Here is a 26040-nt window from a genome sequence, read left to right on the forward strand (position 1 = left end):
TTCAGAAGTTTTTCTTGAGGTCCATGCCCTGATAGAGCGACGCAACCTGATCGCCATATCCGTTGAACATGAGCGTCTTGCGCTTGGGCGCAAAGAAACCGTCCTCGCCAATACGCCGCTCCGTCGCCTGACTCCAGCGCGGATGATCCACGCCAGGATTCACGTTGGAATAGAAGCCGTATTCCGTCGGCGCGTATAGATTCCAGCTCGTCGGCGGCTGCTTTTCAACGAAGCGAATCTTGACCAGCGACTTCGCGCTCTTGAAGCCGTATTTCCACGGCACGACGATACGCACCGGCGCGCCGTTCTGATTCGGCAGCACTTCGCCATACAAGCCGACGGTGAGCAAGGTGAGCGGATTCATCGCTTCGTCCATGCGCAGGCCTTCGGAATACGGCCATTCGAGGATCGGCGTCGAAAGACCCGGCATCTGCGAAGGATCGGCAAGCGTGATGAACTGCACGTACTTCGCGCTGCCCGTGGGCTCCGCGCGCTTGATGAGCTCGGACAGCGAGACGCCGATCCACGGAATGACCATCGACCAGCCTTCGACGCATCGCAGGCGATACAAACGTTCTTCGAGAGGCGCGAGCTTCAGAAGCTCGTCGATGTCGTAGGTTTTCGGGTTCTTGATCGCGCCTTCGACCGACACTTTCCACGGCCTCGGCCGCAACGTGCCCGCGTGTTCGGCGGGATCGCCCTTGTCGGTGCCGAACTCGTAGAAGTTGTTGTAGCTCGTGATGTCCTTGAGCGACGTCGCCTTGTCGAGCGCGATGAACTTCGGATTCGCCTTCGCCGCGAGTTTCTGGCCCTTCGCATCCGGCGATGTAAACGCTGCATTCGCGATGCCGCTCACGCCAGTCAAGCCGGTCGCCGCCAGCACGCCGATCGAACGCAGCGCACGCCGCCGATTCTCGAACACATCGCGCGGCGTGATTTCGTGCGCGGCGATATCGTCACCATAAAGCGCGCGATTACGTCTGATCCACATGGAGCCATACTCCCTTTGCTTGCGCGGCATTGGATACGCCGCCCATCCATTCATATACGTGCAAACAGCAAACCGGATGCCGCTATTCCATCACAAGACAAAAAAAAACCGCCAGCGCGACGCATGGCGGTTTCTCTTCTTTCGATGCTGCGAGATCAGAGCTTGCCGTAACTGTGCAGTCCCGAAAGGAACATGTTGACGCCCAGAAACGCGAAGGTCGTGACGATCAATCCCGTCAGCGCCCACCACGCCGCCGCCGCGCCGCGCAGGCCCTTCATCAACCGCATGTGCAGCCACGCCGCGTAGTTCAGCCAGACGATCAGTGCCCACGTTTCCTTCGGGTCCCAGCTCCAGTAACCGCCCCACGCTTCGGCGGCCCACAGCGCGCCGAGAATGGTCGCGATGGTGAAGAACGCGAAACCGACCGCAATGGACTTGTACATCACGTCGTCGAGTACTTCCAGCGACGGCAGACGGTCGGCCAAAAAGCCGCGCTGCTTCGCCAGATACGCGACGGAAACCATTGCGGAAAGCGCGAAACTGCCGTAGCCGATGAAGTTCGCAGGTACGTGAATCTTCATCCACCAGCTCTGCAGCGCGGGCACGAGCGGCTGAATCTGCTGCGCGTCGCGGGCAATCGAATACCACATCAGGAAGCCGACCGCCGCGCTGATCACGAGCAGCACGAACGCGCCCATCTGACGCGTCGCGTAATGCTGTTCGTAGTAGAGATAGAACAGTGACGTGATGAGGCAAAACAGTACGAACACTTCGTACAGGTTCGAGATGGGGATGTGTCCGACATCCGCGCCGATCATGTACGACTCGTACCAGCGCACCATCAGGCCCGTGAAGCCCATGAGCACCGCGACCCACGTCATGCGCGAGCCGATTGCTCCGCCCGTCTGCGAGCGCGACACGAGGCCGATCCAGTAAAAGAGCGTCGCCAGGATGAAGAGCGCGCTCATCCACAGAATCGCGGATTGGCTCGACAGGAAGTATTTGAGGAAGAAGTTGGTTTCGGCGCGCGCGAGGTCGTGCTGATAGAGCTGAATCGAGAACAGCGACATGACCGCGATCGTCGCAATGAGCAGCCGCGCCGGTTTCCAGCGCCAGCCGAGCACGACGAAGGTCGGCACCGCGGCGACCAGCACCGCCATGTCGTACACGTCCATGAACGCGTGATAGCGGTTGAGCGCGAAGCCCGCGCCCGCGACCATCGCGATGGCGAACAGCCAGTCGATTGCGCCCAGGCGTTTGAGGAACGGACGATCGTCGAAAACGGCGACATCGGGCAGGCCCGACGACGATGATGCCGGACGTTCCGTCTTGGGCTGCGCGTGGGAGGAGGTCTGAGAAAGGTCCATGATCTTACCGTGTTGATACTTCCGAGCCGGAGGCCGCGGATGGCTCGTGTGTTTGCGTCGCCGATGCTTTCGACGGATGCTGCGCCGCCGGATCGATTGGCGTGGTCCCGAGCGCCGCCGCGACCGTCGCGCGCGTACGCTCGAATTCCTTCTCGAAATCGAGCGTGCGGCGCGCCGTGGACATTGCCATCAAAACGCTCGCACCGCCTTGCCCTGAATCTTTGAGCCAGAACCAGAGCCGGCGTTCACGCACGTAAAACATCGAGAAAATGCCGAGCACGAGCAGGAGGCTGCCAAGATACACCACTTTTTTGCCCGGTGCGCGCGTTAGCTGGAATACCGATGCTTGCACCTGTTTGAAGGTGTCGAGCTGCAAAAATACCGGCGATCCGTACAGAAAGCTGTCGGAAAGCGCGTTGATGGACGACTGAACGAAGGCGCTGTTTTTCTCGTCCACTTTTGCGGCCGGCTCGCCGTTTTGTTCGCGGGAAATCTGCCAGACGTCCCACATTGCGCCTTCCAGCATGCGCATGAGCAAACCGGCGGCCTTTTCTTGCTCGCCCTTCGGCACCGAACGATCGATGAACGCCGCGATACTTTGAAATCCGCCGCTCATTTGCGGATTCGTGGACCCGTTGCCCGATTCATCCGCGCCGGCGAAAAGATTTAGCACGCGGATCGCGCTTTCGTCCAGGTGCTTCTGCAAATCGCCGTTATCCTGCGGCACGGAACGCTGCGCGAACCGATGCGCAGCCTCGATGCGCGTCGCGGGCGTGGCAAGCGCGGCGCGCAGATTCATCCATTCCTTCACCGTGCCTTGCTCGTCGGCAGGAATGCGCAAGTAGCGGAACGGATCGCTTGGGCTCAGGCGCATGCCGGCGAGGAACATCCGCTGACCGCTGACATCGACTGGCAACATGTAGTTGCTGTACTCGCGCGCCTGACCGTCCGTGCCGCGCACCTTGTACTGCACCGATGGGCCGATATTGCGCAGATCCGTCGGCTTCGACGTCTTTGCGCCGGAGCCGAGGCGCTCGTCGAACGCATCGCGCAAGGTTTCCTTCTTGCCGACGCCGCGTGCGTCCGGCGCACCGTTGCCGTCCGTCATGTTTTCGACGTTGATTGCGCGGAAATCGGTGAATTCGACCGTTTGGCCTTGCGCACCGGCAATCTGCTGATTCACGGGCGCAGTGCCGCCGATCGTACCGTTGAAGGGCGTGGTTTTCGCGCTGCCGCCGCTCATGGGCCAGGCGGTCATCTGCATCTTCGAGCCGCCGTCCTGAAAACTCGACTGATAGATCGACACGCCGTCGTACGTGAACGGCTTGTTCACTTCGACGCGTGCCGGAATGCGCTTGCCGGTCTTGTGGTCGATCACCACGATGTCGCTCGCGAACAGCTTCGGCATGCCGGTCGAGTAGTAATCGACGATGAATTTGTCGAGTTGAATCGAGAACGGCAAGTCCTGAATGATCGAGCCGTCCTGCTGATTCAAGATTGCCGTGCCGACGTATTGACCTTCCGGGACCCACGCGTAACCGCGAAACGTCGGATTCGACACGGACAGGCGATGCTCCGCCGGAATGTCGTTGATGACCGCGTTGGTCTGAATGGGCGTCTTGTTGAAGAGCCACATCTGCAGCTTGATGGGCAGATTGCTGTCGAGCAGCCCGCCGACGCAAATGATCACGATAGCCAGATGCGCCGAGATGTAGCCGATCTTCGTGAGCGCCCCGCGCTTGCCCGCGATGAGCGTCGAGCCTGCGTCAATCTGACGCGTGACAAAGCGATAACCCATCTTCGCGGAAAGACGTTCGAGCGTGGCGGCCGTCTGCGCGCGATCCGCGCTGACCACGAATTCACCCTTGTGATGAAACGCGCGCAAGCCGCCTTCGTGAACGCGATCCTTCCAGCTCTTGAGGTCCGCGATCATTTTCGGGCCGTTGCGAATGACGCATAGCGAGACCGAAATCACGAGAAAGATCAGGATCAGCATGAACCACCACGCGCTGTACACGGTGTAGATGCTGATGCCGCGGAAGATGTCCGCCCAGAACGGGCCGAACTGATTGACGTAGTTGGGGTACGGGTCGTCTTGCGTAAGCACCGTGCCGATGATGCTTGCTATGGCCAGTACGACCAGCAAGGCGATGGCGAAGCGCATCGAACTCACGAGTTCGACAAAATGCCTGACCGCGCGACGGCTCGACTTCGACTGCAATCCCGATGTGGTGACGCTCATTCAAACTCCGACTGACAGCAAAAAAGGGTGGCGACGCGAGCGGTCTCGTCGACCGACGTCCCACCCTTTTCTTGTTTTCGCGCCGGCCTCGTTGGACCGGCTGCTTAATGTTTGCTCAGTGGCAACTTACGGGCAACGCTTGGGGCAACTCAGTATCGACGATTACCGGGTTCGATGCCGAAGAACACATGCCCTGCCCGGATCAATGCAAACCGGCGATGTAATCCGCCACCGCTTTCATCTCCGTTTCGCTCAAACGGGAGGAGATGGCATGCATGGGCTCGCTATTGTTACGCGTGCCTTGCGCGAATGCATTCAACTGCGCCACCGTGTAATCGCCCCACTGCCACGACAGCCGCGGATATTGCACCGGGATACCCATGCCTGTAGCGCCGTGGCACGCCGCGCACGCCGGCACACCCTTGTCCGCGATGCCGCCGCGATAAATCTTCTGCCCGAGCACAACGTCGTTCTTGTCGCGCGCAAAGTTGGGCTTGGCCTTCTGCGACGTAAAGTATGCGGCGACGTTGATCATGTCCTGATCCGACAACGCGCCCGCAATGCCCGCCATGATCGGATTGTTACGCGCCGGCGCCTTGGCTCCCGGCTGCGTCTTGTAATCCTTCAACTGCTTGACGATGTATTCGGCGTGCTGGCCCGCGAGCTTGGGAAACGCCGCGCCAGCGCTGTTGCCATCCGCCGCATGACACGCCGCGCACACCTGGGTTGCAATGGCCTGACCTCGGGCCACATCCGGCTTTGCCGGTTGCGCGGGCTCCGCCGCGTTTGCTGATGCTGTTATCAATCCACCGAAAGCCGCCGCTGCCTGAATCAACATCAGAGACCTGTACAGTCGGTTCATTCGCGTACCCTGTTTTTCGTCTTGTGAGAATGTGAGGTTCTGCAAAAAACGACGGCGGCAAACCGGGAACGGCCACAACATGACCCGAACGAAAGGGCTCAAAAGACGCCCTTAAAACTGTCTCGCTCCATTGTGGGTGCGCTTGCAACCCGGGTCTTCCGTGCCCGTGCGGATCTTTAAAAAACCGTCGTATTGTACAATAACCCGCTACACGCAAAGACGCCAGTCGGGGCATGCCCAGTATTTGCCGGGTTCTCAAGGCTTCATGTTTTCGCAGCTCTCTCAGTCGACCCGCCAAATGCCATTTCTGCTCCATCAAGCTCGCTTCTTCACCACTGTCAATCACCTTCGTGATCTGCCGCCGACGCCGCAACCTGAAATCGCTTTCGGCGGCCGTTCTAACGCAGGCAAGTCCACTGCGATCAATGTGCTCTGTAATCAGAAGCGGCTCGCGTTCGCCAGCAAGACGCCCGGACGCACGCAGCACATCAACTACTTCTCCGTCGGGCCTGAAGACGAACCGACCGGCTTTCTGGTCGACCTTCCGGGTTACGGCTATGCCGAAGTACCCGGCGCCGCGAAGGCGCACTGGCAGCAATTGCTTTCGACGTATCTGCAAAGCCGCGCTCAATTGCGCGGCATGATCCTGATGATGGACTCGCGTCGTCCGCTCACCGAGCTCGACCAGATCATGATCGACTGGTTCGCGCCCACCGGTAAGCCCATTCACGCGCTGCTCACCAAATGCGACAAATTGACGCGACAGGAGATGACCAACGCCCTGCGCGCGACGAAAAAAGCATTCGGCGAGTACAAGGATGCGGGCTATCGCGGTGAATTGAGCGTGCAGCTTTTTTCAGCGCTCAAGCGCACGGGACTGGAAGAAGCGCATGAGCTTATTGAAGGCTGGCTCGCGCCTAAGCAAGCGGCTTCGGAAGACTTCGCGGAGTGAAAATTATCGCGTGCGGCATGAAAAAAACCCGCCGCATGACGGCGGGTTAACAGCCTGATCGATAACGACAGGCACCCGCTCAGGGAGGAGAAGCGGGGAGTTCAGCGCGAAGCGCCTTACTCGATCGGTATGATATACCATTGTCTCAAAACGTTTCCGGACCGCTCCGAGCGCTTGCCCGGCAAGGCTTCGAGCATATTCGAAGCGCGTTTTCATCCTCGTCCCCGAAGCACTTCAAACCGAGCCAAGTCATGAGTTTCTATCCCCATCATCGCCCGCGCCGCATGCGCCGCGATGACTTCTCACGCCGTCTGATGCGCGAGAACATCCTCACCACGAACGATCTGATTTATCCCGTGTTCATCGTCGAAGGCACCAACGTGCGGCATGCCGTGCCGTCGATGCCCGGCGTCGAGCGCACGTCCGTCGACTTGTTGATGAGCGTGGCCGAGCAGTGCGTCGAACTGGGCGTGCCCGTGATCTCGCTCTTTCCGGCAATCGAACCGTCGCTGAAAACACCGGATGGACGCGAGGCGATCAATCCCGAAGGTCTGATTCCGCGTGCCGTGCGCGAACTGAAGAAGAACTTCCCGACGCTCGGCGTGCTCACCGATGTCGCGCTCGATCCGTACACGAGTCACGGCCAGGACGGCGTGCTCGATGAAGAAGGCTACGTGAAGAACGACGAAACGAGCGAGATTCTCGTCGATCAGGCGCGCACCCAGGCAGAAGCAGGCGTGGATATCGTGGCGCCGTCGGACATGATGGACGGGCGCATCGGCGCCATCCGCGAGATGCTGGAAAGCGACGACCACATCCACACGCGCATCATGGCTTACGCGGCGAAATTCGCATCGGCGTTCTACGGCCCGTTCCGCGATGCCGTCGGCTCCGCCGCGAATCTCGGCAAGGGCAACAAGATGACGTATCAAATGGACCCGGCGAACTCTGATGAAGCGATGCGCGAAGTGCGCATGGACATCGAGGAAGGCGCGGACATGGTGATGGTCAAGCCCGGCATGCCGTATCTCGACATCGTGCGGCGCGTGAAGGACGAGTTCCGCTTTCCGACGTACGCCTATCAGGTGAGCGGCGAGTACGCGATGATCAAGGCCGCCGCGCAAAACGGCTGGCTCGATCACGACAAGACGATGATGGAAGCGCTGCTCGCGTTCAAACGCGCGGGCGCGGATGGCGTCTTGACCTATTTCGCGCTGGATGCCGCGAAGATTTTGCGGGCGTCGAAGTAAGTCGTTTCAGGGCGGTGCGCAATGCATCGCCCTTCGTCATCCGTTCGCCGGACTGACTTTATCGAGGCTTTTCAAAAACGTATCCGCCGATTCATAGCCAACCACGCGCGCGACCTCGTTGCCTTGCGCATCGAAGAAGATGATGCCGGGCGGGCCGAACAGCTTGAAGCGCTTGAGCAAGGTCTGATCATCGGTGTTGTTCGCGGTCACGTCCGCACGCAACAGATTGAGTTGCGCGAGACGCGCCTGAACGCGGGCGTCGGAGAAAGTCAGGTTCTCCATTTCCTTGCAGGACACGCACCAGTCGGCGTAAAAGTCGAGCATGGCAGGACGTGCCGCCGATTTCACTGCCGAATCCAGTTCCGTCGATGACTTGACCGGCGCGAAGATCGGCCCCGATGCTCGTGCCGTCGCGCCTGCATTGCTGCCGCCGCGCGCGGCTAGTACGGCTAGCGGGCGCAACGCATCCGTCGATCCCGCGGCAAGACCGACCAGCAACGCCGCCGCCCAGATGGCAAACGCGGCGCCCAGGCCGCGCCCCAGCCGCTTCCAGACGTTGACCGGCGCGATCGCGCCCGACGCAAATAGGCCGAGCGATGCCGCCGCGACCAGCAGCCAAAGCGCGGCCAGCAACATTTGCGCGACGCCACCGATGACCGGCCACACGATCCACAAAGCGGCCGCAAGCAACGCGACGCCGAAAAACACCTTCACGCCGTCCATCCAGGCGCCCGCTCGCGGCAGCACCGACCCCGCGCCGAGACCGATGATCAGCAACGGCACGCCAAGCCCGATACCCATGGCGAACAGCGCGGCCCCGCCGAGCACGGCGTCGCCCGTGTGCGCGACAAACGCGAGCACGGCGAAAAGCGGCGCGGTCATGCACGCGCCGACGACGAGCGCCGACAAGGCGCCCATCACGGCGACCGCCGCGAACTTACCGCCGCCGCGTTTCTGAGACGCCTCGTTGACGCCGCTTTGCCAGCGCTCCGGCAACGCGATATCGACTCCCGAGATCAGCGCGATCGCGAAAACCGCGAGCAGGATGCCGAACGCGCCCAGCACCCACGGGTTTTGCAGCCACGCGCCGAGGCTTTGACCGACGAGCGCCGCGGCAATCCCAAGCGCGGTATAGACAAGCGCCATGCCGACGACGTACGACACCGACAGCGCAAAACCACGCGTGCGCGTAACGCGCGCGCCTTCGCCGACGATGATCGCGGAAAGAATCGGGATCATCGGATACGAGCAAGGCAACAAGCTCAACACCATGCCCGCCAGAAAGTACAAGCCGACCACAGCGAAGAAGCCGCCGCCTTCGAGCATCGATTGCGCGTAGTCGGCGCTCGTCGCGCGTTCGAACCAGGATTGGGACGACGCAGTGTTTGTCGCTGGAGACGTCGCAGAACTGGCACTCGCAGCTTGCAACGCGTCGCCCTTGACGCGATAAACGCGCTCCATCGGCGGATAGCAGATGCCCTGATCCGCGCAACCTTGCGACGTAACCGATAGCTCGAACGGCCCCTTTGCCTGAGTCACCGGGATGCGGATGAGTAGTTCGCCGCGATAGGTTTCGACGTCCTTGTTAAATGTCTGGTCGAAATGAACCTTGCCGGCGGGCAGTTGCGCCGCGCCGATAATTGCCTCGCCGCTTTTGACCGCGAAGGCAAAGCGCTCGCGATACATGTAGTAGCCGTCGGCGATCTTATAACGCACGTCCACTTCGCCCGGCTGTTCGGACGCACTGAACTTGAAGGCGACGGCGGGATCGAGGAAGTCGTCTGCGGCGTGCGCGGCGTTTATCGCCAAAGGCAGAAAGGCGAGCGTCGCGGCCATCATCAGCCAACGCAAAACGAGACGAGGAAGATCAAACATGAAGAGGACGCTGCGTTTCTGCATTGACCCATTGTCCATATCCCGGCGATGCATCGGCCTGCCAGACAAGAATTTCGGGCGTTTCATAAGGATGCGCCGCCGCGACGAAGCGCTGCAATTCGGCGCTGCACGCAAGGCTCGTCTTGAAGAGCAACTGCACTTCCCGCGATGTTTCCAGTGCGCCCTTCCAGTGATATTGCGATTGCACTTCGCCGAGCCTCGTCACGCACGCAGCCAGGCGCGCCTCGAGCACCGCTTGCGCCAACTTGTCGGCAGCGTGTGCATCCGGAACGGTGGTCAGCATAAGGACGACAGGGAAATTCACTTCGGGCTCCGGTGCGGCGCGGTGCGTGAGACTTGTGGATCGGGCCTTATCGTAGCACTCCGCTCACTTCGACGACCGCAACGACTCCGAAGCCCACAATGCAAAAAGGCCAAGCTACGCTTGACCTTTTCGTTCACCACCAACCGAATTTATTCAGCTTCCTGAACTTCTTCGGTTTCTTCGACTTCCGGGCGGTCCATCAGTTGAACCAGCGCCATCGGTGCGTTGTCGCCAACACGGAAACCAAACTTCAGGATGCTGAGGTAGCCACCCGGACGGCTTGCGTAACGCGGGCCGAGGACGTCGAACAGCTTTGCGACGGAGTCACGATCGCGCAGGCGATTGAAAGCCAGACGACGATTTGCCAGCGACGGCTTCTTGCCGAGCGTGATGAGGGGCTCGACGACCTTGCGCAGTTCCTTGGCTTTCGGCAGCGTCGTCTTGATGACTTCGTGCTCGATCAGCGAGTTCGACATATTACGGAGCATTGCCAGACGGTGGCTGCTCGTGCGGTTCAGTTTCCGCAAACCATGCTTATGGCGCATTTCAGTTCCTTAAACGAGTTTTGATCCAGCTCTTCTATTGCGCTCTAAAGTGGCGCACGGGCCGGTCGAAGAAAAAGCAAGACGCGGATTTTAAAGCAAAATCCGCGTCTTTGCCAGTAACGCGATTGACTCTTGCGCTTACTTGTCGAGACCAGCCGGCGGCCAGTTTTCGAGCTTCATGCCGAGCGTCAGACCGCGCGAAGCCAAGACTTCCTTGATTTCGTTCAGTGACTTGCGGCCCAGATTCGGCGTCTTCAGCAGTTCGTTTTCCGTACGCTGGATAAGATCGCCGATGTAGTAGATGTTTTCGGCCTTCAGACAGTTCGCCGAGCGAACCGTGAGTTCCAGGTCATCCACCGGGCGCAGCAGGATCGGATCGATCTGCGGCGCACGCGACGGCGCTTCCGCTGCCGCTTCCGTGCCTTCCAGCGCTGCGAAGACCGACAACTGATCGACCAGAATGCGCGCCGATTGACGGATCGCTTCCTCCGGCGAGATCACGCCGTTGGTTTCGATGTTCATCACGAGCTTGTCGAGGTCGGTACGCTGTTCGACACGCGCGCTTTCCACGGCATAGCTCACGCGGCGAACCGGCGAGAACGACGCGTCAAGCACGATACGACCGATGATCTTGGCCGATTCCTCGCCATAACGACGCACGTTGCCCGGCACGTAGCCACGGCCCTTTTCAATCTTGATCTGGACGTCGAGCTTGCCGCCCTTCGAAAGGTGGGCAATCACGTGACCGGGATTGATGACCTCGCAATCATGCGCGAGTTCGATATCGCCAGCCGTGACAAGGCCTTCGCCTTCCTTGCGCAGCGTCACCGTGACTTCGTCGCGGTTATGCAGCTTGAAGACGACGCCCTTCAGGTTCAACAGCAGGTTGACCACATCCTCTTGCACACCGTCGAGCGTCGAGTATTCGTGCACTACGCCTGCGATCGTCACTTCGGTCGGCGCGTAGCCCACCATCGACGACAACAGCACGCGCCGAAGCGCGTTGCCCAAGGTGTGGCCATAGCCGCGTTCGAACGGCTCCATAACCACTTTCGCATGGCTCTCGCCAAGCGATTCAACTGCAATGATCTTGGGCTTCAACAAACTGGTTTGCATAGGTTTTCCTTTTCAATACCCTCGGCTCGTTACACCGATAAGGCTGACCGGTAACAACCTGAAAAAAACAGCCGAGGCCGCCCTCTTGCCACCGGCAATCAGGGTCCCCGGCTGCCAATCCGGTTACCGCGCGATTAACCGCGCGATTAACGCGAATACAATTCGACGATCAGGCTTTCGTTGATGTCGCCAGCGATATCGCTGCGTTCCGGCATCGACTTGAACGTTCCTTCGAACTTCTTGGCGTCGACCGACACCCAGCTCGGCATACCGCCTTGCTCGGCGAGCGACAGCGCTTCGACGATACGAGCCTGCTTGCGCGACTGCTCACGCACGGAGATGACGTCGCCCGACTTCACTTGCAGCGACGGGATGTTCGCAACTTGGCCGTTCACGACGATCGACTTGTGGCTCACGAGCTGACGTGCTTCAGCGCGCGTCGAGCCGAAGCCCATGCGATAAACGACGTTGTCCAGGCGCGATTCGAGTAATTGCAGCAGGTTCTCGCCCGTCGGACCCTTGCGGCGGTCGGCTTCAGCGAAGTAGCGGCGGAACTGACGCTCGAGCACGCCATAGATACGCTTCACTTTTTGCTTTTCGCGCAACTGGGTGCCGTAGTCGGACGTACGTGCGCCCGAAATGCGGCCATGTTGACCAGGCTTGCTGTCGAGCTTGCACTTGTCGGCGAGCGAGCGGCGTGCGCTCTTCAGGAACAGATCGGTGCCTTCACGGCGGGACAGCTTGGCTTTGGGACCGGTATAGCGTGCCACTTTGAATCCTTAAAAATTGATCACGCAAACTTTCGTCTGCGCTAGTTCGAACCCTATAGGCCGAACGGTGGGCTTAGTGAAATGCGCGAAGCAGATGCATAACGCACGAAGCCCGCCGACGCTTTCGCATCGACAGGAAACATGCGGTCGCGAATCAACTGATGCGCGACGTTAGATACGACGACGCTTCGGCGGACGGCAGCCGTTGTGCGGGACCGGCGTCACGTCGGAGATCGCGGTGATCTTGATGCCAAGACCATGCAGCGCGCGCACCGCCGACTCACGGCCAGGGCCGGGGCCCTTGATCCGCACTTCGAGGTTCTTCACGCCGTATTCCATTGCCACGCGGCCAGCCGATTCTGCTGCAACCTGAGCTGCGAAAGGCGTCGACTTACGCGAGCCCTTGAAACCCTGGCCGCCCGAGGTCGCCCATGCCAGCGCGTTACCTTGACGATCGGTGATCGTGATAATGGTGTTGTTGAACGACGCGTGAACGTGAACCACGCCCTCGGCGACGTTCTTCTTGACCTTCTTGCGAACGCGTTGCGCCGCGGAGTTGTTCGAAGCCTTAGCCATTACGTTTTCCTGTAACTGTCAGTTCCGCTTACTTCTTCAGCGATTGCGCTGCACGACGCGGACCCTTGCGAGTACGGGCGTTGGTGCGCGTGCGCTGGCCACGCAGGGGCAGACCCTTGCGATGACGCATGCCGCGGTAGCAACCCAAGTCCATCAGGCGCTTGATGTTCATCGTCACTTCACGGCGCAGATCGCCTTCGACGATGAACTTGCCCACTTCGTCACGCAGCTTTTCGAGGTCTGCGTCGGTGAGGTCCTTGACCTTCTTCGAAAATTCCACACCAGCAGCACTGCAAATGCCGCGGGAACGCGTGCGACCAATGCCGAAGATTGCCGTCAGGCCGATCTCGGTATGCTGGTGATTCGGGATGTTAACCCCTGCGATACGAGCCATTGTTTTTCCTCAAACAAAAAGCGCAAGCAAAAAGCGCGGCGTTCAGCCTTGACGCTGTTTGTGGCGCGGATCAGAGCTGCAAATCACGCGCACAACGCCCTTGCGCTTAATGATCTTGCAATTGCGGCAAATGCGCTTAACCGATGCCATCACTTTCATGATATTACCCTTTTTTCAAATCACTTCGCCCGGAACACGATCCGTGCACGAGACAGATCGTAAGGCGTCAATTCAACCGTAACCTTGTCGCCCGGTAGGATACGGATGTAGTGCATCCGCATCTTTCCGGATATGTGTCCCAGGACGACATGGCCATTTTCCAATTTCACCCGGAAAGTAGCGTTGGGGAGGTTTTCAATGACCTCGCCCTGCATCTGGATTACATCGTCTTTGGCCATAGTCCTAACTAGCGCATCGGGACGTTGCCGCCCTTGAAGTTTGCCTTCTTGAGCAGCGATTCATATTGTTGCGACATAACGTACGACTGCACCTGAGCCATGAAGTCCATCGTGACGACGACAATGATCAGCAGCGACGTTCCACCAAAATAAAACGGCACGTTCCAGCGCAACACCAGAAACTCAGGCAACAAGCACACAAACACGATGTAGATCGCACCGGCCAGCGTCAGACGCGTGAGGATGCGGTCGATGTACCGTGCAGTCTGATCGCCCGGACGAATACCCGGAACGAACGCACCGCTCTTCTTCAAGTTGTCGGCGGTTTCCCTGCTGTTGAACACCAACGCGGTGTAGAAGAAGCAGAAGAACACGATAGCCAACGCATACAACAGCACGTACACAGGTTGACCGGGCTTGAGGGCTTCAGCCACGCTGTGCAACGTGTTCGCGAACCAGCCGGTACGCGTTCCCGAACTGAACCAGTTCAGGATGGTTGCCGGGAAGAGAATGATCGACGACGCGAAGATCGGCGGAATCACACCCGACATGTTCAGCTTCAGCGGCAGATGTGACGACTGTCCGCCGTAAATCTTGTTACCGACCTGGCGCTTCGCATAGTTCACGAGGATCTTGCGCTGACCGCGTTCGATGAACACGACCAGATACGTAACCGCCGCGATCAACGCGACGATGATGATCGCCGAGATGATGCTCATCGAACCGGTGCGAACCAGCTCGAACAGACCGCCGATTGCATTCGGAAAGCCTGCCGCGATACCACCGAAAATGATGATCGAGATGCCGTTGCCAAGACCGCGCTCCGTGATCTGCTCACCAAGCCACATCAGGAACATCGTGCCCGTCACCAGCGTGACCACCGTCGTCAGCCGGAACACCATGCCGGGATCCAGTACCAGGCCGGGCTGATTTTCCAGCGCCACCGCGATACCGAAAGCCTGGAAGGTTGCCAGAACCACCGTGAAGATCCGCGTGTACTGCGTGATCTTTCGTTGACCTGCCTGTCCTTCCTTCTTCAACGCCTCCATTTGCGGCGACACGATCGACAACAACTGCATGATGATCGAGGCCGAAATGTAGGGCATGATGCCCAACGCGAAAATCGTGAATCGTGACAGCGCGCCACCCGAGAACATGTTGAACATGCCAAGGATGCCGCCCGACTGGCTTTGGAACAACTTCGCCAGCTGATCCGGATCGATGCCGGGAACCGGAATATGCGCACCAATGCGGTAGACAACCAACGCCAGCAGCAGGAACACTGCACGCCGACGCAGATCGCCAAATTTCGCCGCGCTTCGACCGGGTTTTGCGAGACTCGGGCTGTTAGCCAAGAACCTTCTCCGATGCTAGTGCTAGTAACGGCGAAATCGCGTTACTCGGCGAACGAGCCGCCAGCGGCTTCGATTGCTGCACGGGCGCCCTTCGTTGCCGTCAGACCCTTCACCGTGACCTTGCGGGTGATCTCGCCGGTCTTGATGATCTTCGCGCTCTTGATGAGCTCGCCGACCAGACCCGCTTGCTTCAAAGCCAACAGATCGATTTCGTCGACCGGCAGCTTCTCGAGATCAGCCAGGCGCACTTGACCGACGAATTCCTTCGTCAGCGAAGTGAAGCCGCGCTTCGGCAGACGACGCTGCAGAGGCATCTGACCGCCTTCGAAGCCGACTTTGTGAAAGCCGCCCGAACGCGATTTCTGACCCTTGTGGCCGCGACCTGCAGTCTTGCCGAGGCCCGAACCGATGCCGCGACCGACGCGACGCTTAGCGTGCTTCGCGCCTTCTGCCGGCTTCAGGTTATTCAATTCCATGTTCAACTCCTTGGATCCTAGTCGGCGGCCTTAGCCGATGACCTTAACGAGGTACGAAACCTTGTTGATCATCCCGCGCACTGCCGGCGTGTCCTGCAGCTCGCTCACCGAGTTGAGGCGACGCAGGCCGAGGCCACGCACCGTAGCGCGGTGCGTTTCGCGGGTCCCGATCAGGCTCTTGACGAGCTGAATCTTGACAGTTTTCTCAGACATGATGACCTCGAGGCTTAGCCCAAAATATCTTCGACGGACTTGCCGCGCTTCGCCGCGATGTCGCCCGGCGTGGACTGCTTACGCAGACCGTCGAGCGTTGCACGAACGAGATTGTACGGGTTCGTCGAACCGTGGCTCTTGGCCACCACGTTCTGCACGCCCATCACGTCGAACACTGCGCGCATCGGGCCGCCTGCGATCACGCCAGTACCGTCCTTCGCCGGAGCGAGGAGGACTGCGGAAGCGCCATGCTTACCGTGCACTTCGTGTTGCAACGTACCGTTCTTGAGCGGCACCTTGAACATGTTGCGGCGGGCTTGCTCCATTGCCTTTTGAACGGCGACCGGAACTTCCTTCGCTTTGCCCTTGCCCATGCCGACGCGGCCATCGCCGTCGCCAACCACGGTCAGTGCGGCGAAACCGAGAATCCGGCCACCCTTCACGACCTTGGTCACGCGGTTGACCGAAATCATCTTTTCGCGCAGGCCGTCGTCGCGTTCGTCAGCCTGAACTTTCGCTTGCATCTTTGCCATGACGAATTCTTCCCTTAGAACTTGAGCCCGGCTTCGCGCGCGGCATCAGCCAGCGCTTTCACGCGGCCGTGGTAGCGGAAACCCGAGCGGTCAAAGGCGACGGATTCGATGCCGGCAGCCTTCGCCTTCTCGGCAATACGCTTGCCGATCAGGGTTGCAGCGTTGATGTTGCCGCCCTTGCCCGACTTGTCAGCCAGTTCAGCGCGCACTTCGGCTTCCAGCGTCGAGGCGCTTGCAAGCACCTTCGTGCCGCATGCCGAGAACACTTGCGCGTAGATATGCGTATTCGTGCGATGCACGGCGAGACGCGCGACCTGCAGCTCAGCGATCTTGATACGCGTCTGACGAGCGCGGCGCAGGCGAGATTGAGTCTTATCCATGATTGCGCACCCTTACTTCTTCTTCGTTTCTTTGAGGATCACGACCTCGTCGGCATAACGCACGCCCTTGCCCTTATAGGGCTCCGGCGGACGATAGCCACGAACTTCCGCCGCGACTTGGCCGACTTTCTGCTTGTCGATCCCCTTGATCACGATTTCGGTCTGCGTCGGGGTTTCAGCCTTGACGCCTTCCGGCATCTGGTGCACCACGGGGTGCGAGAAACCCAGCGACAGATTCAGCTTGTCGCCTTGCGCTTGTGCACGATAACCGACGCCAACCAGCGTCAGCTTGCGTTCGAAACCCTTGGTGACGCCATGCACCATGTTCGCCACCAGGGCGCGCATCGTGCCGGACATCGCGTTCGCTTCGCGGCTTTCGTCAGCCGGCGCGAAATTCAACGTACCGTTGTCGTTCGCCACGCTCACCAGCGGATTACCCGCTTGCGAGATCGTGCCGAGCGGACCCTTGACGGTGATGACGTCGCCCTTGACGGCCACTTCGGCGCCTTGCGGCAACGCGATCGGGCTCTTACCTACTCGAGACATGTTTCTTCTCCCTTCGGCGTTAAGCGACGTAGCAGATGACTTCGCCACCGACGCCGGTCTGGCGCGCCTTGCGGTCAGTCATCACACCCTTCGGCGTCGAGACGATTGCAACGCCCAGGCCATTCATCACCTGAGGAATGTCGTTGCGACCGCGGTACACGCGCAGACCAGGCTTCGAGACGCGCTCGAGGCGCTCGATAACCGGACGGCCAGCGTAGTACTTCAACGCGATGTTCAATTCCGACTTCGCACCTTCAGCCTTCACTGCGAAATCGTCGATATAACCTTCGTCCTTCAAAACCTGCGCAATCGCAACCTTGACTTTCGACGAGGGCATAGTCACCGAAACCTTCTCGACCATCTGCGCATTGCGGATGCGAGTCAGCATATCGGCGATAGGATCACTCATGCTCATTTATGTTTCTCCTATTACCAGCTCGCCTTGGTGAGGCCAGGGATTTCACCGCGGAATGCGATTTCGCGGATCTTGCTACGCGCGAGTCCGAACTTGCGGAACGTGCCGCGAGGACGACCCGTGATCGCGCAGCGGTTACGCTTGCGAGTGGGGTTCGAGTTACGCGGCAATTGTTGCAGCGCGAGACGGGCGATATAGCGTTCTTCGTCCGACTTGCTTGCGTCGTCGATCACAGCCTTCAGCTCAGCACGCTTCGGAGCGTACTTGGCTGCGAGGCGTGCGCGCTTCTTTTCACGTTCGATCAGTGCCAGTTTAGCCACGGTAACCTCAGTTTCTGAACGGGAACTTGAAGCCGGCGAGCAGCGCCTTTGCTTCGTCGTCACTCTTCGCGGTGGTCGTGATGCTGATGTTCAGCCCACGCAGCGCGTCGATCTTGTCGTAGTCAATTTCGGGGAAAATGATCTGCTCTTTCACACCGATGTTGTAGTTACCACGACCGTCGAATGCACGGCCCGAGACGCCACGGAAGTCGCGCACACGGGGGAGCGCAACCGTCACGAAGCGGTCCAGGAATTCGTACATGGCTTGACCGCGCAGCGTGACCATCGCGCCGATCGGGTAGCCTTGACGAATCTTGAAGCCCGCGATTGCCTTGCGCGCCTTCGTGATAACCGGCTTTTGGCCAGCGATCTTCGTCAGGTCGCCCACGGCGTTTTCGATAATCTTCTTGTCAGCGACCGCTTCGCCAAGACCCATGTTGAGGGTGATCTTGGTGATGCGCGGCACTTCCATGATGGACTTGTAGCCGAACTTTTCAACCAGTTGCGGCACAACCGTTTCTTTGTAAATTTCTTGCAGACGAGCCATTTTTTAACTCCGCGTCAGGCGTTAAGCGTGGCGCCGGTCGACTTCAAGAAGCGAACCTTCTTTCCATCTTCGACCTTGATGCCCACACGCGACGCCTTGCCATTCGCGTCGACCAATGCGACGTTCGAAATATGCAGCGGCATCGTTTTGGCTTCCACACCGCCCGTCGTACCCTTCATCGGGTTCGGCTTCACATGCTTCTTGACGAGGTTGATACCCTCGACCGTGACATGCTCTTCCGCAACGACCAGCACGGTACCGCGCTTGCCTTTGTCCTTGCCGGTAGTGACGATAACTTCGTCACCCTTGCGAATCTTGTTCATCGCGACTCCTTACAGCACTTCCGGCGCGAGCGAAACGATCTTCATGAATCGTTCGCTACGCAGTTCACGCGTCACCGGCCCGAAAATACGCGTGCCGATCGGCTCGAGCTTCGTGTTCAACAGTACGGCGGCATTGCCGTCGAACTTGATGAGCGAGCCATCCTGGCGACGCACGCCTTTGGCCGTGCGAACGACCACGGCGTTATAAATTTCGCCCTTCTTTACGCGTCCGCGCGGCGTCGCTTCCTTGACGGTCACCTTGATGATGTCGCCAATGCTAGCGTAACGACGCTTCGAACCGCCGAGCACCTTGATGCACATGACTTCACGCGCACCCGTGTTGTCGGCCACTTCAAGCCGAGTTTCGGTCTGGATCATGGTTTATCTTTCCCAACTTAATCCGGTCACACCACCATGGCGCATCCGGTCAGTCTTGGTCCCGTCAGCCAATCGGCTGCTTGGGTTAGAACAGGCAGCGAGGGCAGACGAAACCCGCCATCGCAATCCGGTGAATCTGTCGACTCAGGCTGGCGCCTGAACCGGCTTCCCCCACCAGTTTCGCCCGCGACGGGGCTCCCACAAAGAGGGAAGACCGAGATTATAACAAATAATCTCGGTCTTGCAAGCGAAACTTACTGCGACACTAGTTACTGCATCGCGGCACTACAACTACAGACTTAGATCACGCGCGCCGCTTCAACCAACTTCGATACAACCCAAGCCTTGGTTTTCGAAATCGGACGAGTTTCCTGGATTTCGACGAGATCGCCTTCGTTGTACGTATTGGCGTCATCATGCGCGTGGTACTTCTTCGAACGCACGACGTACTTGCCGTAGATCGGATGCTTCACGCGGTGCTCGACCAGAACGGTGACCGTCTTGTCCATCTTGTTGCTGACGACCTTGCCGACCAGCGTCCGCTTGAGCGAGGTTTTTACGCTATCGTTCATTTCTGGTTCGCCTTCTCAGTCAGGACGGTCCGCACACGTGCGATGTCGCGACGAACCTTCTTCAGCTGGCTCGTGTTCGTGAGCTGCTGGGTCGCGAGTTGCATGCGCAGGCCGAATTGCGCCTTCAGCAGGTCCGTCAGCTCTTTGTTGAGCGCGGCCTGGTCTTTCTGGTGAAGTTCAGATGCCTTCATCATTTACTCCTTAGGCGCCGAGCTGACGCACGACGAAGTACGTCTTGAGCGGCAGCTTGGCTGCAGCCAGACGGAACGCTTCGCGCGCCAGTTCTTCGGTGACACCGTCCATTTCGTACAGCATCTTGCCCGGTTGAATTTCAGCGACGTAGTACTCCGGGTTACCCTTACCATTACCCATACGTACTTCTGCCGGCTTCTGCGAAATCGGCTTGTCCGGGAAAATGCGGATCCAGATCCGGCCACCACGCTTGATGTGACGCGTCATTGCACGACGCGCGGCTTCGATTTGACGCGCGGTCAAACGGCCGCGACCGATAGCCTTCAGACCGTATTCACCGAACGACACCGCGTTGCCGCGCGTCGCCTTGCCGGTGTTACGACCTTTCTGCTCTTTGCGATACTTTCTGCGTTTCGGTTGCAGCATCGTTATTCTCCACTCTTCGCGTCACCGCCAGCGCCGCCACGACGGGGACCGCCGCGACGAGCACCTGCCGGAGCGCCTTCGCCATCACGGCGCGGACGGCGATCGCCACCCGGACGTGCGTTGCGGCGCGGACGCTTGTCTTCCGCCACTTCTTCCACCACCGGCGCTTCATTACGGCCCAGCGTGTCGCCCTTGTAGACCCACACCTTCACGCCGATGATGCCGTACGTGGTTTTCGCTTCCGACGTTGCGTAGTCGATATCGGCACGCAGCGTATGGAGGGGCACGCGACCTTCGCGATACCACTCGGTACGAGCGATTTCGATACCGTTAAGACGGCCCGCGCTCATGATCTTGATACCTTGCGCGCCAAGGCGCATGGCATTCTGCATCGCACGCTTCATCGCGCGACGGAACATGATCCGGCGTTCGAGCTGTTGCGTGATCGAGTCAGCGATCAGCTGAGCATCGGTTTCCGGCTTGCGAATTTCTTCGATGTTGACGTGAACCGGAACGCCCATGCGCTTCTGCAGTTCAGCCTTCAACAGTTCGATGTCTTCGCCCTTCTTGCCGATGACCACGCCCGGACGCGAGCTGTAAATCGTGATGCGCGCGTTCTTTGCCGGACGCTCGATGATGACGCGACCAACCGAAGCGTTCTTCAGCTTCTTCTTCAGGTACTCACGAACACCGATGTCTTCCTGGAGCATCGCCGCGAAGTTGCTGTTGTTCGCATACCAGCGCGAAGCCCAGTTGCGGCTGACGGCCAAACGGAAGCCAGTCGGATGAATTTTTTGTCCCATCGTATGGCTCCTTAATTCCCGACCGTCACAGTGATGTGACAGGATTGCTTCTCGATGCGGTTACCACGACCCTTAGCGCGTGCGGTAAAACGCTTCAACGAAGCAGCCTTGTCGATATAGATGCTCGTGATCTTGAGCTCATCGATATCGGCGCCTTCGTTGTGTTCCGCATTCGCGATCGCAGACAGCACGACCTTCTTGACGATACCCGCCGCCTTCTTCGGCGAGAACGTCAGAACGTTCAGCGCCTTGTCGACCGGCAAACCACGAATCTGGTCAGCCACAAGGCGCGTTTTCTGCGCCGAGATGCGGGCACCGCGATGAATTGCTTTCACTTCCATCTTGATAGCCCCTTATTTCTTGGCCTTCTTGTCGGCCGCGTGACCCTTGAACGTACGGGTCAATGCGAACTCGCCAAGCTTGTGGCCGACCATGTTTTCCGTGACATACACCGGAACGTGCTGACGGCCGTTGTGAACAGCGATCGTCAGACCGATGAAGTCCGGGAGAATCGTCGAGCGACGCGACCAGGTCTTGATCGGCTTCTTGTCGCGCGTAGCTGCAGCCGACTCAACTTTCTTCAGCAAATGAGCGTCGCAGAACGGACCTTTTTTAGCAGAACGTGTCATTGCCTACTCCTTAACGCTTGTGACGGCGCTGGACGATCATCGTCGTCGTGCGCTTGTTGCTACGGGTGCGATAACCCTTAGTCGGCGTGCCCCACGGGCTCACCGGATCGCGACCTGCAGCCGTCTTGCCTTCACCACCGCCGTGCGGGTGATCGACCGGGTTCATTGCAACGCCGCGCACCGTCGGACGGATACCACGCCAGCGGTTCGCGCCAGCCTTACCAATTTGACGGAGGCTATGCTCTTCGTTGCCCACTTCACCGATCGTTGCGCGGCACTCGACGTGCACGCGGCGGATTTCGCCCGAACGCAGACGAACCTGCGCGTAGACGCCTTCGCGCGCCAGCAGCATCGCGGACGTACCAGCCGAACGCGCGATTTGCGCACCCTTGCCCGGCAGCATTTCGATGCAGTGGATCGTGGTACCGACCGGAATGTTGCGGATCGGCAGCGTGTTGCCTGCGCGGATCGGCGCTTCCGAACCGGACATGAGCTGCGTACCAACGACCACGCCCTTCGGCGCGATGATGTAGCGACGCTCACCGTCTGCGTAAAGAACCAGCGCGATGTTCGCGCTACGGTTCGGGTCGTACTCGAGACGCTCGACCTTTGCCGGAATGCCGTCCTTGTTGCGACGGAAGTCGACGATACGGTAGTGCTGCTTATGACCACCGCCCTTATGACGCGTGGTGATGCGGCCGTTGTTGTTACGGCCGGCGGTCACGGACTGCGAATCGAGCAGCGCCGCAAACGGCTTGCCCTTATGCAGATCCTTGTTGACCACCTTGACCATCGCGCGGCGACCCGGCGAAGTCGGCTTAACTTTAACGATTGCCATGATTACTTGGCCTCCGCTTCAAAGTTGATTTCCTGGCCGGGCTTCAAGCAGACGTACGCCTTCTTCACGTCCTTGCGCTTGCCGTTGAAGCGGCCAAAGCGCTTGGCTTTACCCTTCGTGACGAGCACGTTGACGGAATTGACTTCGACCTTGAACAGCAGCTCGACAGCAGCCTTTACTTCCTGCTTCGTGGCGTCCGGGGCGACTTCGAACACGACTTGTTCGTTCTTGTCGGCCACCAGCGTCGCCTTTTCGGAGATCACCGGCGCGAGCAGAACTTGCATCAAACGATGATCGTTTTTGCGAATCTCGCTCATGACAGCAACTCCTCGATCTGAGCGACCGCAGCCTTCGTGATCAGAATCTTCTTGAAGTAGATCAGCGAGAGCGGGTCGGCGTAACGCGGCTCGACAACGGCCACGTGGGCCAGATTGCGCGACGCGAGGTACAGGTTCTCGTCGACCGTATCGGTGATGACCAACACGGAATCGAGACCCATCGCCTTGAATTTATCGGCCAACAGCTTGGTCTTCGGCGCTTCAAGCGCGAGGTCTTCGACCACCGAGATACGGCCTTCGCGAGCCAATTGCGAGAAGATCGAGCAGAGACCTGCGCGATGCATCTTCTTGTTGACCTTGTGCGAGAAGTTTTCTTCCGGCGAATTCGGGAAGATACGACCACCGCCACGCCACAACGGGCTCGACGACATACCGGCACGAGCGCGACCCGTACCTTTTTGACGCCACGGCTTTTTGGTGGTGTGCTTGACCTGCTCACGATCCTTCTGAGCGCGGTTGCCGCTACGTGCATTGGCTTGATAAGCCACGACGACCTGGTGAATCAGGGCTTCGTTGTAATCGCGACCGAACACGACGTCCGATGCGTTCACGCCAGCAGCTTCCTGACCATTGGCATTCAGGAGCTTAAGTTCCATTATTTCGCTCCTTTCACAGCACGCGTCTTGACGGCCGGCGTCACGAATACCTTGCCGCCCTTCGCACCCGGAACCGCGCCGCGAACCAGCAGCAGATTGCGGTCGGCGTCGATGCGAGCGATTTCGAGATTCTGAACCGTGACGGTTTCGTCACCGAGGTGACCCGTCATGCGCTTACCCGGGAACACACGACCCGGATCCTGCGCCATACCGATCGAACCCGGAACGTTGTGCGAACGCGAGTTACCGTGCGAGGCACGACCTGAGGCGAAGTTGTAACGCTTGATGGTACCGGCGTAGCCCTTACCAATCGACGTACCTTGCACGTCGACCTTCTGGCCAACTTCGAAAATGTCCGTACCGATCACAGCGCCGTTCGCCAATTCGGCGGCCTTCGCGGATTCGATCTGGAATTCTTTGAGGATTTCACCAGCTTGAACGCCGGCTTTGGCGAGGTGACCCGCCAGCGGCTTCGTCACGCGCGATGCGCGGCGAGCACCGAATGCAACCTGAACGGCGGTATAACCATCCGTTTCAACGGTCTTGATCTGCGTCACGCGGTTGTCCGACACGTCCAGCACGGTGACGGGAATCGAGTCCCCTTCAGGCGTGAAGATACGGGTCATGCCAACCTTGCGACCTACGAGTCCAAGGCTCATCGTTTTCTCCATTCCCGACTGCGATTGGTCGGGGCTGATTACAAAATGTCCACTTCGTTACGAGAAACTGGGCGGACTTTTTTGCGCAAGTGCGCGAAAAGCCTTGGAGTATAACAAGGCTTTTCGTTTTCTGCAAGCAATCAAAGACTTAGCTTCACCCGAAAACCCGGTGAAGCTCTAGAGGCTTACTGCAGCTTGATTTCGACGTCGACGCCAGCCGGCAGGTCGAGCTTCATCAGCGCGTCGACCGTCTTGTCGGTCGGATCGACGATGTCCATCAGGCGCTGATGCGTACGGATTTCGAGCTGATCGCGCGACGTCTTGTTGACGTGCGGCGAACGCAGAATGTCAAAGCGCTGAATGCGCGTCGGCAGCGGCACCGGGCCACGGACGATTGCACCAGTCCGTTTCGCCGTATCGACGATTTCGGCTGCCGATTGATCGATCAGGCGATAGTCGAATGCTTTCAGACGGATACGGATTTTTTGGTTCTGCATGACGATTCCTTAAAAGAGCGAGGCGATGTTGCACCGCCGATTTGGCAAAAGAGCGAGAGACCGGGCATTCGCTTGGTGCGAACACCCGGCCTCGGTCACGTTACTTCAGTACTGCAACGACAGGTGAGCCCGAGATTTTACTCGATAATCTTGGCAACCACACCTGCGCCGACGGTACGGCCGCCTTCGCGGATAGCGAAGCGCAGACCTTCTTCCATGGCGATCGGTGCAATCAGCTTCACCGTGATCGACACGTTGTCGCCCGGCATCACCATTTCCTTGTCCTTCGGCAGCTCGATCGAGCCCGTCACGTCCGTCGTACGGAAGTAGAACTGCGGACGGTAGTTGTTGAAGAACGGCGTGTGGCGGCCGCCTTCGTCCTTGCTCAGCACGTACACTTCGGCCGTGAAGTGCGTGTGCGGCGTGATCGAACCCGGCTTGGCCAGAACCTGGCCACGCTCCACGTCTTCACGCTTCGTGCCGCGCAGCAGGATACCGACGTTGTCGCCCGCTTGACCTTGGTCCAGCAGCTTGCGGAACATTTCCACGCCCGTGCAAGTCGTCTTCACCGTCGGCTTGATACCGACGATTTCGATTTCCTCGCCAACCTTCACCACGCCGCGCTCCACGCGACCCGTCACCACCGTGCCGCGACCCGAGATCGAGAACACATCTTCCACCGGCATCAGGAAGGCGCCGTCCACTGCGCGCTCCGGCGTCGGGATGTACGTGTCCAGCGCGTCGGCCAGATTCATGATCGCCACTTCGCCCAGCTCGCCCGTGTCGCCTTCCAGCGCCAGCTTGGCCGAGCCCTTGATGATCGGCGTGTCGTCGCCCGGAAAGTCGTACTTCGACAGAAGCTCGCGCACTTCCATTTCGACGAGTTCGAGCAGCTCGGCGTCGTCCACCATGTCGCACTTGTTCAGGAACACGATGATGTAAGGCACGCCGACCTGACGCGCCAACAGGATGTGCTCACGCGTTTGCGGCATCGGGCCGTCAGCGGCCGAGCACACCAGGATTGCGCCGTCCATCTGCGCTGCGCCCGTGATCATGTTCTTCACATAGTCAGCGTGGCCCGGGCAATCGACGTGTGCGTAGTGGCGGTTAGCCGTTTCGTACTCGACGTGCGCGGTGTTGATGGTGATACCACGTGCCTTTTCTTCCGGCGCTGCATCGATCTGGTCGTATGCTTTCGCTTCGCCGCCGAACTTCTTGGTCAGCACCGTCGTGATCGCTGCCGTCAGCGTGGTCTTGCCGTGGTCAACGTGACCGATCGTGCCCACGTTCACGTGCGGCTTGGTCCGCTCGAATTTACCTTTTGCCATGATTACCTTCTTT

General features: G+C 59.2%; 38 protein-coding genes. 2 read left to right on the forward strand and 36 right to left on the reverse strand.

Going from position 1 to position 26040, the window contains the following annotated elements; all coding sequences use genetic code 11:
• Position 1: 1 nt before the first annotated feature.
• From msrP to NCT03_RS12760, 4 genes are all read right to left on the reverse strand, one after another.
• Complete coding sequence (msrP, locus tag NCT03_RS12745; protein WP_250465860.1) at positions 2–991, reverse strand: protein-methionine-sulfoxide reductase catalytic subunit MsrP; 990 nt, start codon at positions 989–991, stop codon at positions 2–4.
• Between the two features lie 155 nt (positions 992–1146).
• Positions 1147–2358 (reverse strand): c-type cytochrome biogenesis protein CcsB, encoded by a 1212-nt coding sequence (gene ccsB, locus NCT03_RS12750; protein ID WP_244826418.1) that lies wholly within the window; start codon positions 2356–2358, stop codon positions 1147–1149.
• 4 nt (positions 2359–2362) lie between these two features.
• Complete coding sequence (locus NCT03_RS12755) at positions 2363–4600, reverse strand: cytochrome c biogenesis protein ResB (RefSeq protein ID WP_250492755.1); 2238 nt, start codon at positions 4598–4600, stop codon at positions 2363–2365.
• Positions 4601–4802: 202 nt separating this feature from the next.
• Positions 4803–5462, reverse strand: coding sequence for a c-type cytochrome (locus tag NCT03_RS12760; RefSeq protein ID WP_250465866.1), 660 nt, complete (start codon positions 5460–5462; stop codon positions 4803–4805).
• 298 nt (positions 5463–5760) lie between these two features.
• Between NCT03_RS12760 and yihA the strand changes: the two genes are divergently transcribed.
• Positions 5761–6414 (forward strand): ribosome biogenesis GTP-binding protein YihA/YsxC, encoded by a 654-nt coding sequence (gene yihA, locus NCT03_RS12765; RefSeq protein WP_250465869.1) that lies wholly within the window; start codon positions 5761–5763, stop codon positions 6412–6414.
• A gap of 251 nt (positions 6415–6665) precedes the next feature.
• On the forward strand, positions 6666–7664 hold the full coding sequence (gene hemB / locus NCT03_RS12770) for a porphobilinogen synthase (protein ID WP_250465872.1): 999 nt from the start codon (positions 6666–6668) through the stop codon (positions 7662–7664).
• Between the two features lie 36 nt (positions 7665–7700).
• On the opposite strand, the gene dsbD is transcribed toward hemB, so the two are convergent.
• The 32 genes from dsbD to tuf form a co-directional block, all read right to left on the reverse strand.
• A complete protein-coding gene (gene dsbD, locus NCT03_RS12775; protein WP_250492756.1) occupies positions 7701–9539 on the reverse strand; it encodes a protein-disulfide reductase DsbD in 1839 nt (612 codons plus the stop codon).
• Positions 9532–9864, reverse strand: a complete 333-nt coding sequence (gene cutA / locus NCT03_RS12780) for a divalent-cation tolerance protein CutA (RefSeq protein ID WP_250465876.1) — start codon at positions 9862–9864, stop codon at positions 9532–9534. Before cutA ends, dsbD begins: the two co-directional genes overlap by 8 nt.
• Positions 9865–10013: 149 nt before the next feature.
• Positions 10014–10409, reverse strand: coding sequence for a 50S ribosomal protein L17 (rplQ, locus tag NCT03_RS12785; RefSeq protein ID WP_016346459.1), 396 nt, complete (start codon positions 10407–10409; stop codon positions 10014–10016).
• 138 nt (positions 10410–10547) lie between these two features.
• Positions 10548–11525 (reverse strand): DNA-directed RNA polymerase subunit alpha, encoded by a 978-nt coding sequence (locus NCT03_RS12790; protein ID WP_244826424.1) that lies wholly within the window; start codon positions 11523–11525, stop codon positions 10548–10550.
• A gap of 146 nt (positions 11526–11671) precedes the next feature.
• On the reverse strand, positions 11672–12295 hold the full coding sequence (gene rpsD / locus NCT03_RS12795; protein ID WP_244826425.1) for a 30S ribosomal protein S4: 624 nt from the start codon (positions 12293–12295) through the stop codon (positions 11672–11674).
• A 171-nt stretch (positions 12296–12466) separates the two neighbouring features.
• Positions 12467–12871 (reverse strand): 30S ribosomal protein S11, encoded by a 405-nt coding sequence (gene rpsK, locus NCT03_RS12800; protein ID WP_006052224.1) that lies wholly within the window; start codon positions 12869–12871, stop codon positions 12467–12469.
• Between the two features lie 28 nt (positions 12872–12899).
• Positions 12900–13265, reverse strand: a complete 366-nt coding sequence (gene rpsM / locus NCT03_RS12805; RefSeq protein ID WP_061179113.1) for a 30S ribosomal protein S13 — start codon at positions 13263–13265, stop codon at positions 12900–12902.
• Between the two features lie 42 nt (positions 13266–13307).
• The gene (gene rpmJ / locus NCT03_RS12810; protein ID WP_004199844.1) at positions 13308–13424 is read right to left on the reverse strand and encodes a 50S ribosomal protein L36; all 117 of its coding nucleotides are present in this window, start codon (positions 13422–13424) and stop codon (positions 13308–13310) included.
• A gap of 20 nt (positions 13425–13444) precedes the next feature.
• A complete protein-coding gene (infA, locus tag NCT03_RS12815) occupies positions 13445–13663 on the reverse strand; it encodes a translation initiation factor IF-1 (RefSeq protein ID WP_004521905.1) in 219 nt (72 codons plus the stop codon).
• Between the two features lie 8 nt (positions 13664–13671).
• Entirely contained in the window at positions 13672–15018 is a 1347-nt protein-coding gene (secY, locus tag NCT03_RS12820) for a preprotein translocase subunit SecY (RefSeq protein ID WP_250465878.1), read from the reverse strand.
• Between the two features lie 41 nt (positions 15019–15059).
• Positions 15060–15494, reverse strand: coding sequence for a 50S ribosomal protein L15 (rplO, locus tag NCT03_RS12825; protein WP_244826427.1), 435 nt, complete (start codon positions 15492–15494; stop codon positions 15060–15062).
• 30 nt (positions 15495–15524) lie between these two features.
• Entirely contained in the window at positions 15525–15707 is a 183-nt protein-coding gene (gene rpmD / locus NCT03_RS12830) for a 50S ribosomal protein L30 (RefSeq protein WP_016346466.1), read from the reverse strand.
• A gap of 14 nt (positions 15708–15721) precedes the next feature.
• A complete protein-coding gene (gene rpsE, locus NCT03_RS12835) occupies positions 15722–16240 on the reverse strand; it encodes a 30S ribosomal protein S5 (protein ID WP_244793886.1) in 519 nt (172 codons plus the stop codon).
• 14 nt (positions 16241–16254) lie between these two features.
• The gene (rplR, locus tag NCT03_RS12840) at positions 16255–16620 is read right to left on the reverse strand and encodes a 50S ribosomal protein L18 (protein WP_035967614.1); all 366 of its coding nucleotides are present in this window, start codon (positions 16618–16620) and stop codon (positions 16255–16257) included.
• A 12-nt stretch (positions 16621–16632) separates the two neighbouring features.
• Complete coding sequence (gene rplF, locus NCT03_RS12845; protein ID WP_244826428.1) at positions 16633–17166, reverse strand: 50S ribosomal protein L6; 534 nt, start codon at positions 17164–17166, stop codon at positions 16633–16635.
• Between the two features lie 19 nt (positions 17167–17185).
• Complete coding sequence (gene rpsH, locus NCT03_RS12850) at positions 17186–17581, reverse strand: 30S ribosomal protein S8 (RefSeq protein ID WP_062638157.1); 396 nt, start codon at positions 17579–17581, stop codon at positions 17186–17188.
• 14 nt (positions 17582–17595) lie between these two features.
• A complete protein-coding gene (gene rpsN / locus NCT03_RS12855; protein ID WP_244826429.1) occupies positions 17596–17901 on the reverse strand; it encodes a 30S ribosomal protein S14 in 306 nt (101 codons plus the stop codon).
• Positions 17902–17908: 7 nt separating this feature from the next.
• Complete coding sequence (rplE, locus tag NCT03_RS12860; RefSeq protein WP_244826430.1) at positions 17909–18448, reverse strand: 50S ribosomal protein L5; 540 nt, start codon at positions 18446–18448, stop codon at positions 17909–17911.
• 14 nt (positions 18449–18462) lie between these two features.
• Positions 18463–18771 carry a 50S ribosomal protein L24 gene (rplX, locus tag NCT03_RS12865; RefSeq protein WP_244826431.1) on the reverse strand — a complete coding sequence of 103 codons (309 nt, stop codon included), beginning with the start codon at positions 18769–18771 and terminating at the stop codon, positions 18463–18465.
• 9 nt (positions 18772–18780) lie between these two features.
• Positions 18781–19149, reverse strand: a complete 369-nt coding sequence (rplN, locus tag NCT03_RS12870) for a 50S ribosomal protein L14 (RefSeq protein WP_006998478.1) — start codon at positions 19147–19149, stop codon at positions 18781–18783.
• A gap of 299 nt (positions 19150–19448) precedes the next feature.
• On the reverse strand, positions 19449–19721 hold the full coding sequence (rpsQ, locus tag NCT03_RS12875; RefSeq protein WP_008343854.1) for a 30S ribosomal protein S17: 273 nt from the start codon (positions 19719–19721) through the stop codon (positions 19449–19451).
• Positions 19718–19912: a 50S ribosomal protein L29 gene (rpmC, locus tag NCT03_RS12880; protein WP_035933103.1), complete on the reverse strand. Its 195-nt coding sequence runs from the start codon at positions 19910–19912 to the stop codon at positions 19718–19720. The genes rpsQ and rpmC overlap by 4 nt, the downstream gene beginning before the upstream one ends.
• A 10-nt stretch (positions 19913–19922) precedes the next feature.
• Positions 19923–20339 (reverse strand): 50S ribosomal protein L16, encoded by a 417-nt coding sequence (gene rplP, locus NCT03_RS12885; RefSeq protein WP_061170924.1) that lies wholly within the window; start codon positions 20337–20339, stop codon positions 19923–19925.
• 2 nt (positions 20340–20341) lie between these two features.
• The gene (gene rpsC / locus NCT03_RS12890) at positions 20342–21142 is read right to left on the reverse strand and encodes a 30S ribosomal protein S3 (RefSeq protein WP_244826432.1); all 801 of its coding nucleotides are present in this window, start codon (positions 21140–21142) and stop codon (positions 20342–20344) included.
• A gap of 11 nt (positions 21143–21153) precedes the next feature.
• Positions 21154–21483 (reverse strand): 50S ribosomal protein L22, encoded by a 330-nt coding sequence (gene rplV / locus NCT03_RS12895; RefSeq protein ID WP_011490054.1) that lies wholly within the window; start codon positions 21481–21483, stop codon positions 21154–21156.
• A gap of 12 nt (positions 21484–21495) precedes the next feature.
• A complete protein-coding gene (gene rpsS / locus NCT03_RS12900; protein WP_035506764.1) occupies positions 21496–21771 on the reverse strand; it encodes a 30S ribosomal protein S19 in 276 nt (91 codons plus the stop codon).
• A gap of 10 nt (positions 21772–21781) precedes the next feature.
• Positions 21782–22609 carry a 50S ribosomal protein L2 gene (gene rplB / locus NCT03_RS12905; protein WP_250465880.1) on the reverse strand — a complete coding sequence of 276 codons (828 nt, stop codon included), beginning with the start codon at positions 22607–22609 and terminating at the stop codon, positions 21782–21784.
• Between the two features lie 2 nt (positions 22610–22611).
• Entirely contained in the window at positions 22612–22926 is a 315-nt protein-coding gene (gene rplW / locus NCT03_RS12910) for a 50S ribosomal protein L23 (RefSeq protein WP_008343846.1), read from the reverse strand.
• The gene (gene rplD, locus NCT03_RS12915; protein ID WP_244826434.1) at positions 22923–23543 is read right to left on the reverse strand and encodes a 50S ribosomal protein L4; all 621 of its coding nucleotides are present in this window, start codon (positions 23541–23543) and stop codon (positions 22923–22925) included. The genes rplW and rplD overlap by 4 nt, the downstream gene beginning before the upstream one ends.
• The gene (gene rplC / locus NCT03_RS12920) at positions 23543–24202 is read right to left on the reverse strand and encodes a 50S ribosomal protein L3 (protein WP_244826435.1); all 660 of its coding nucleotides are present in this window, start codon (positions 24200–24202) and stop codon (positions 23543–23545) included. Before rplC ends, rplD begins: the two co-directional genes overlap by 1 nt.
• Positions 24203–24387: 185 nt before the next feature.
• Positions 24388–24699: a 30S ribosomal protein S10 gene (gene rpsJ / locus NCT03_RS12925; protein WP_006998489.1), complete on the reverse strand. Its 312-nt coding sequence runs from the start codon at positions 24697–24699 to the stop codon at positions 24388–24390.
• 137 nt (positions 24700–24836) lie between these two features.
• Positions 24837–26027, reverse strand: a complete 1191-nt coding sequence (tuf, locus tag NCT03_RS12930) for an elongation factor Tu (protein ID WP_090541958.1) — start codon at positions 26025–26027, stop codon at positions 24837–24839.
• Positions 26028–26040 lie beyond the last annotated feature (13 nt).

This window comes from Caballeronia sp. GAWG1-1, from assembly GCF_023631465.1.
In the GTDB taxonomy this organism is placed as follows: Bacteria; Pseudomonadota; Gammaproteobacteria; order Burkholderiales; family Burkholderiaceae; genus Caballeronia.

What these genes read in the sequence shown, in the direction of transcription:
- rpsM (WP_061179113.1), bottom strand. Translation starts at nt 13,265, where the DNA reads ATGGCTCGTATCGCAGGGGTTAACATCCCGAATCACCAGCATACCGAG.
- dsbD (WP_250492756.1), bottom strand. Translation starts at nt 9,539, where the DNA reads ATGTTTGATCTTCCTCGTCTCGTTTTGCGTTGGCTGATGATGGCCGCG.
- hemB (WP_250465872.1), top strand. Translation starts at nt 6,666, where the DNA reads ATGAGTTTCTATCCCCATCATCGCCCGCGCCGCATGCGCCGCGATGAC.
- NCT03_RS12760 (WP_250465866.1), bottom strand. Translation starts at nt 5,462, where the DNA reads ATGAACCGACTGTACAGGTCTCTGATGTTGATTCAGGCAGCGGCGGCT.
- NCT03_RS12790 (WP_244826424.1), bottom strand. Translation starts at nt 11,525, where the DNA reads ATGCAAACCAGTTTGTTGAAGCCCAAGATCATTGCAGTTGAATCGCTT.
- rplD (WP_244826434.1), bottom strand. Translation starts at nt 23,543, where the DNA reads ATGGAACTTAAGCTCCTGAATGCCAATGGTCAGGAAGCTGCTGGCGTG.
- rpsJ (WP_006998489.1), bottom strand. Translation starts at nt 24,699, where the DNA reads ATGCAGAACCAAAAAATCCGTATCCGTCTGAAAGCATTCGACTATCGC.
- rpmJ (WP_004199844.1), bottom strand. Translation starts at nt 13,424, where the DNA reads ATGAAAGTGATGGCATCGGTTAAGCGCATTTGCCGCAATTGCAAGATC.
- rpmC (WP_035933103.1), bottom strand. Translation starts at nt 19,912, where the DNA reads ATGAAGGCATCTGAACTTCACCAGAAAGACCAGGCCGCGCTCAACAAA.
- NCT03_RS12755 (WP_250492755.1), bottom strand. Translation starts at nt 4,600, where the DNA reads ATGAGCGTCACCACATCGGGATTGCAGTCGAAGTCGAGCCGTCGCGCG.
- rpsE (WP_244793886.1), bottom strand. Translation starts at nt 16,240, where the DNA reads ATGGCAAAGATGCAAGCGAAAGTTCAGGCTGACGAACGCGACGACGGC.
- msrP (WP_250465860.1), bottom strand. Translation starts at nt 991, where the DNA reads ATGTGGATCAGACGTAATCGCGCGCTTTATGGTGACGATATCGCCGCG.
- rplW (WP_008343846.1), bottom strand. Translation starts at nt 22,926, where the DNA reads ATGAGCGAGATTCGCAAAAACGATCATCGTTTGATGCAAGTTCTGCTC.
- rplQ (WP_016346459.1), bottom strand. Translation starts at nt 10,409, where the DNA reads ATGCGCCATAAGCATGGTTTGCGGAAACTGAACCGCACGAGCAGCCAC.
- infA (WP_004521905.1), bottom strand. Translation starts at nt 13,663, where the DNA reads ATGGCCAAAGACGATGTAATCCAGATGCAGGGCGAGGTCATTGAAAAC.
- rplC (WP_244826435.1), bottom strand. Translation starts at nt 24,202, where the DNA reads ATGAGCCTTGGACTCGTAGGTCGCAAGGTTGGCATGACCCGTATCTTC.
- rplE (WP_244826430.1), bottom strand. Translation starts at nt 18,448, where the DNA reads ATGGCTCGTCTGCAAGAAATTTACAAAGAAACGGTTGTGCCGCAACTG.
- yihA (WP_250465869.1), top strand. Translation starts at nt 5,761, where the DNA reads ATGCCATTTCTGCTCCATCAAGCTCGCTTCTTCACCACTGTCAATCAC.
- rpsC (WP_244826432.1), bottom strand. Translation starts at nt 21,142, where the DNA reads ATGGGACAAAAAATTCATCCGACTGGCTTCCGTTTGGCCGTCAGCCGC.
- rpsK (WP_006052224.1), bottom strand. Translation starts at nt 12,871, where the DNA reads ATGGCTAAGGCTTCGAACAACTCCGCGGCGCAACGCGTTCGCAAGAAG.
- rplV (WP_011490054.1), bottom strand. Translation starts at nt 21,483, where the DNA reads ATGGAAGTGAAAGCAATTCATCGCGGTGCCCGCATCTCGGCGCAGAAA.
- ccsB (WP_244826418.1), bottom strand. Translation starts at nt 2,358, where the DNA reads ATGGACCTTTCTCAGACCTCCTCCCACGCGCAGCCCAAGACGGAACGT.
- rpsH (WP_062638157.1), bottom strand. Translation starts at nt 17,581, where the DNA reads ATGAGCATGAGTGATCCTATCGCCGATATGCTGACTCGCATCCGCAAT.
- tuf (WP_090541958.1), bottom strand. Translation starts at nt 26,027, where the DNA reads ATGGCAAAAGGTAAATTCGAGCGGACCAAGCCGCACGTGAACGTGGGC.
- rpmD (WP_016346466.1), bottom strand. Translation starts at nt 15,707, where the DNA reads ATGTCTGAGAAAACTGTCAAGATTCAGCTCGTCAAGAGCCTGATCGGG.
- rplO (WP_244826427.1), bottom strand. Translation starts at nt 15,494, where the DNA reads ATGGAATTGAATAACCTGAAGCCGGCAGAAGGCGCGAAGCACGCTAAG.
- rpsS (WP_035506764.1), bottom strand. Translation starts at nt 21,771, where the DNA reads ATGACACGTTCTGCTAAAAAAGGTCCGTTCTGCGACGCTCATTTGCTG.
- rplF (WP_244826428.1), bottom strand. Translation starts at nt 17,166, where the DNA reads ATGTCTCGAGTAGGTAAGAGCCCGATCGCGTTGCCGCAAGGCGCCGAA.
- rplB (WP_250465880.1), bottom strand. Translation starts at nt 22,609, where the DNA reads ATGGCAATCGTTAAAGTTAAGCCGACTTCGCCGGGTCGCCGCGCGATG.
- rplN (WP_006998478.1), bottom strand. Translation starts at nt 19,149, where the DNA reads ATGATCCAGACCGAAACTCGGCTTGAAGTGGCCGACAACACGGGTGCG.
- rplX (WP_244826431.1), bottom strand. Translation starts at nt 18,771, where the DNA reads ATGAACAAGATTCGCAAGGGTGACGAAGTTATCGTCACTACCGGCAAG.
- rplP (WP_061170924.1), bottom strand. Translation starts at nt 20,339, where the DNA reads ATGCTGCAACCGAAACGCAGAAAGTATCGCAAAGAGCAGAAAGGTCGT.
- rpsQ (WP_008343854.1), bottom strand. Translation starts at nt 19,721, where the DNA reads ATGAACGATAGCGTAAAAACCTCGCTCAAGCGGACGCTGGTCGGCAAG.
- rplR (WP_035967614.1), bottom strand. Translation starts at nt 16,620, where the DNA reads ATGGATAAGACTCAATCTCGCCTGCGCCGCGCTCGTCAGACGCGTATC.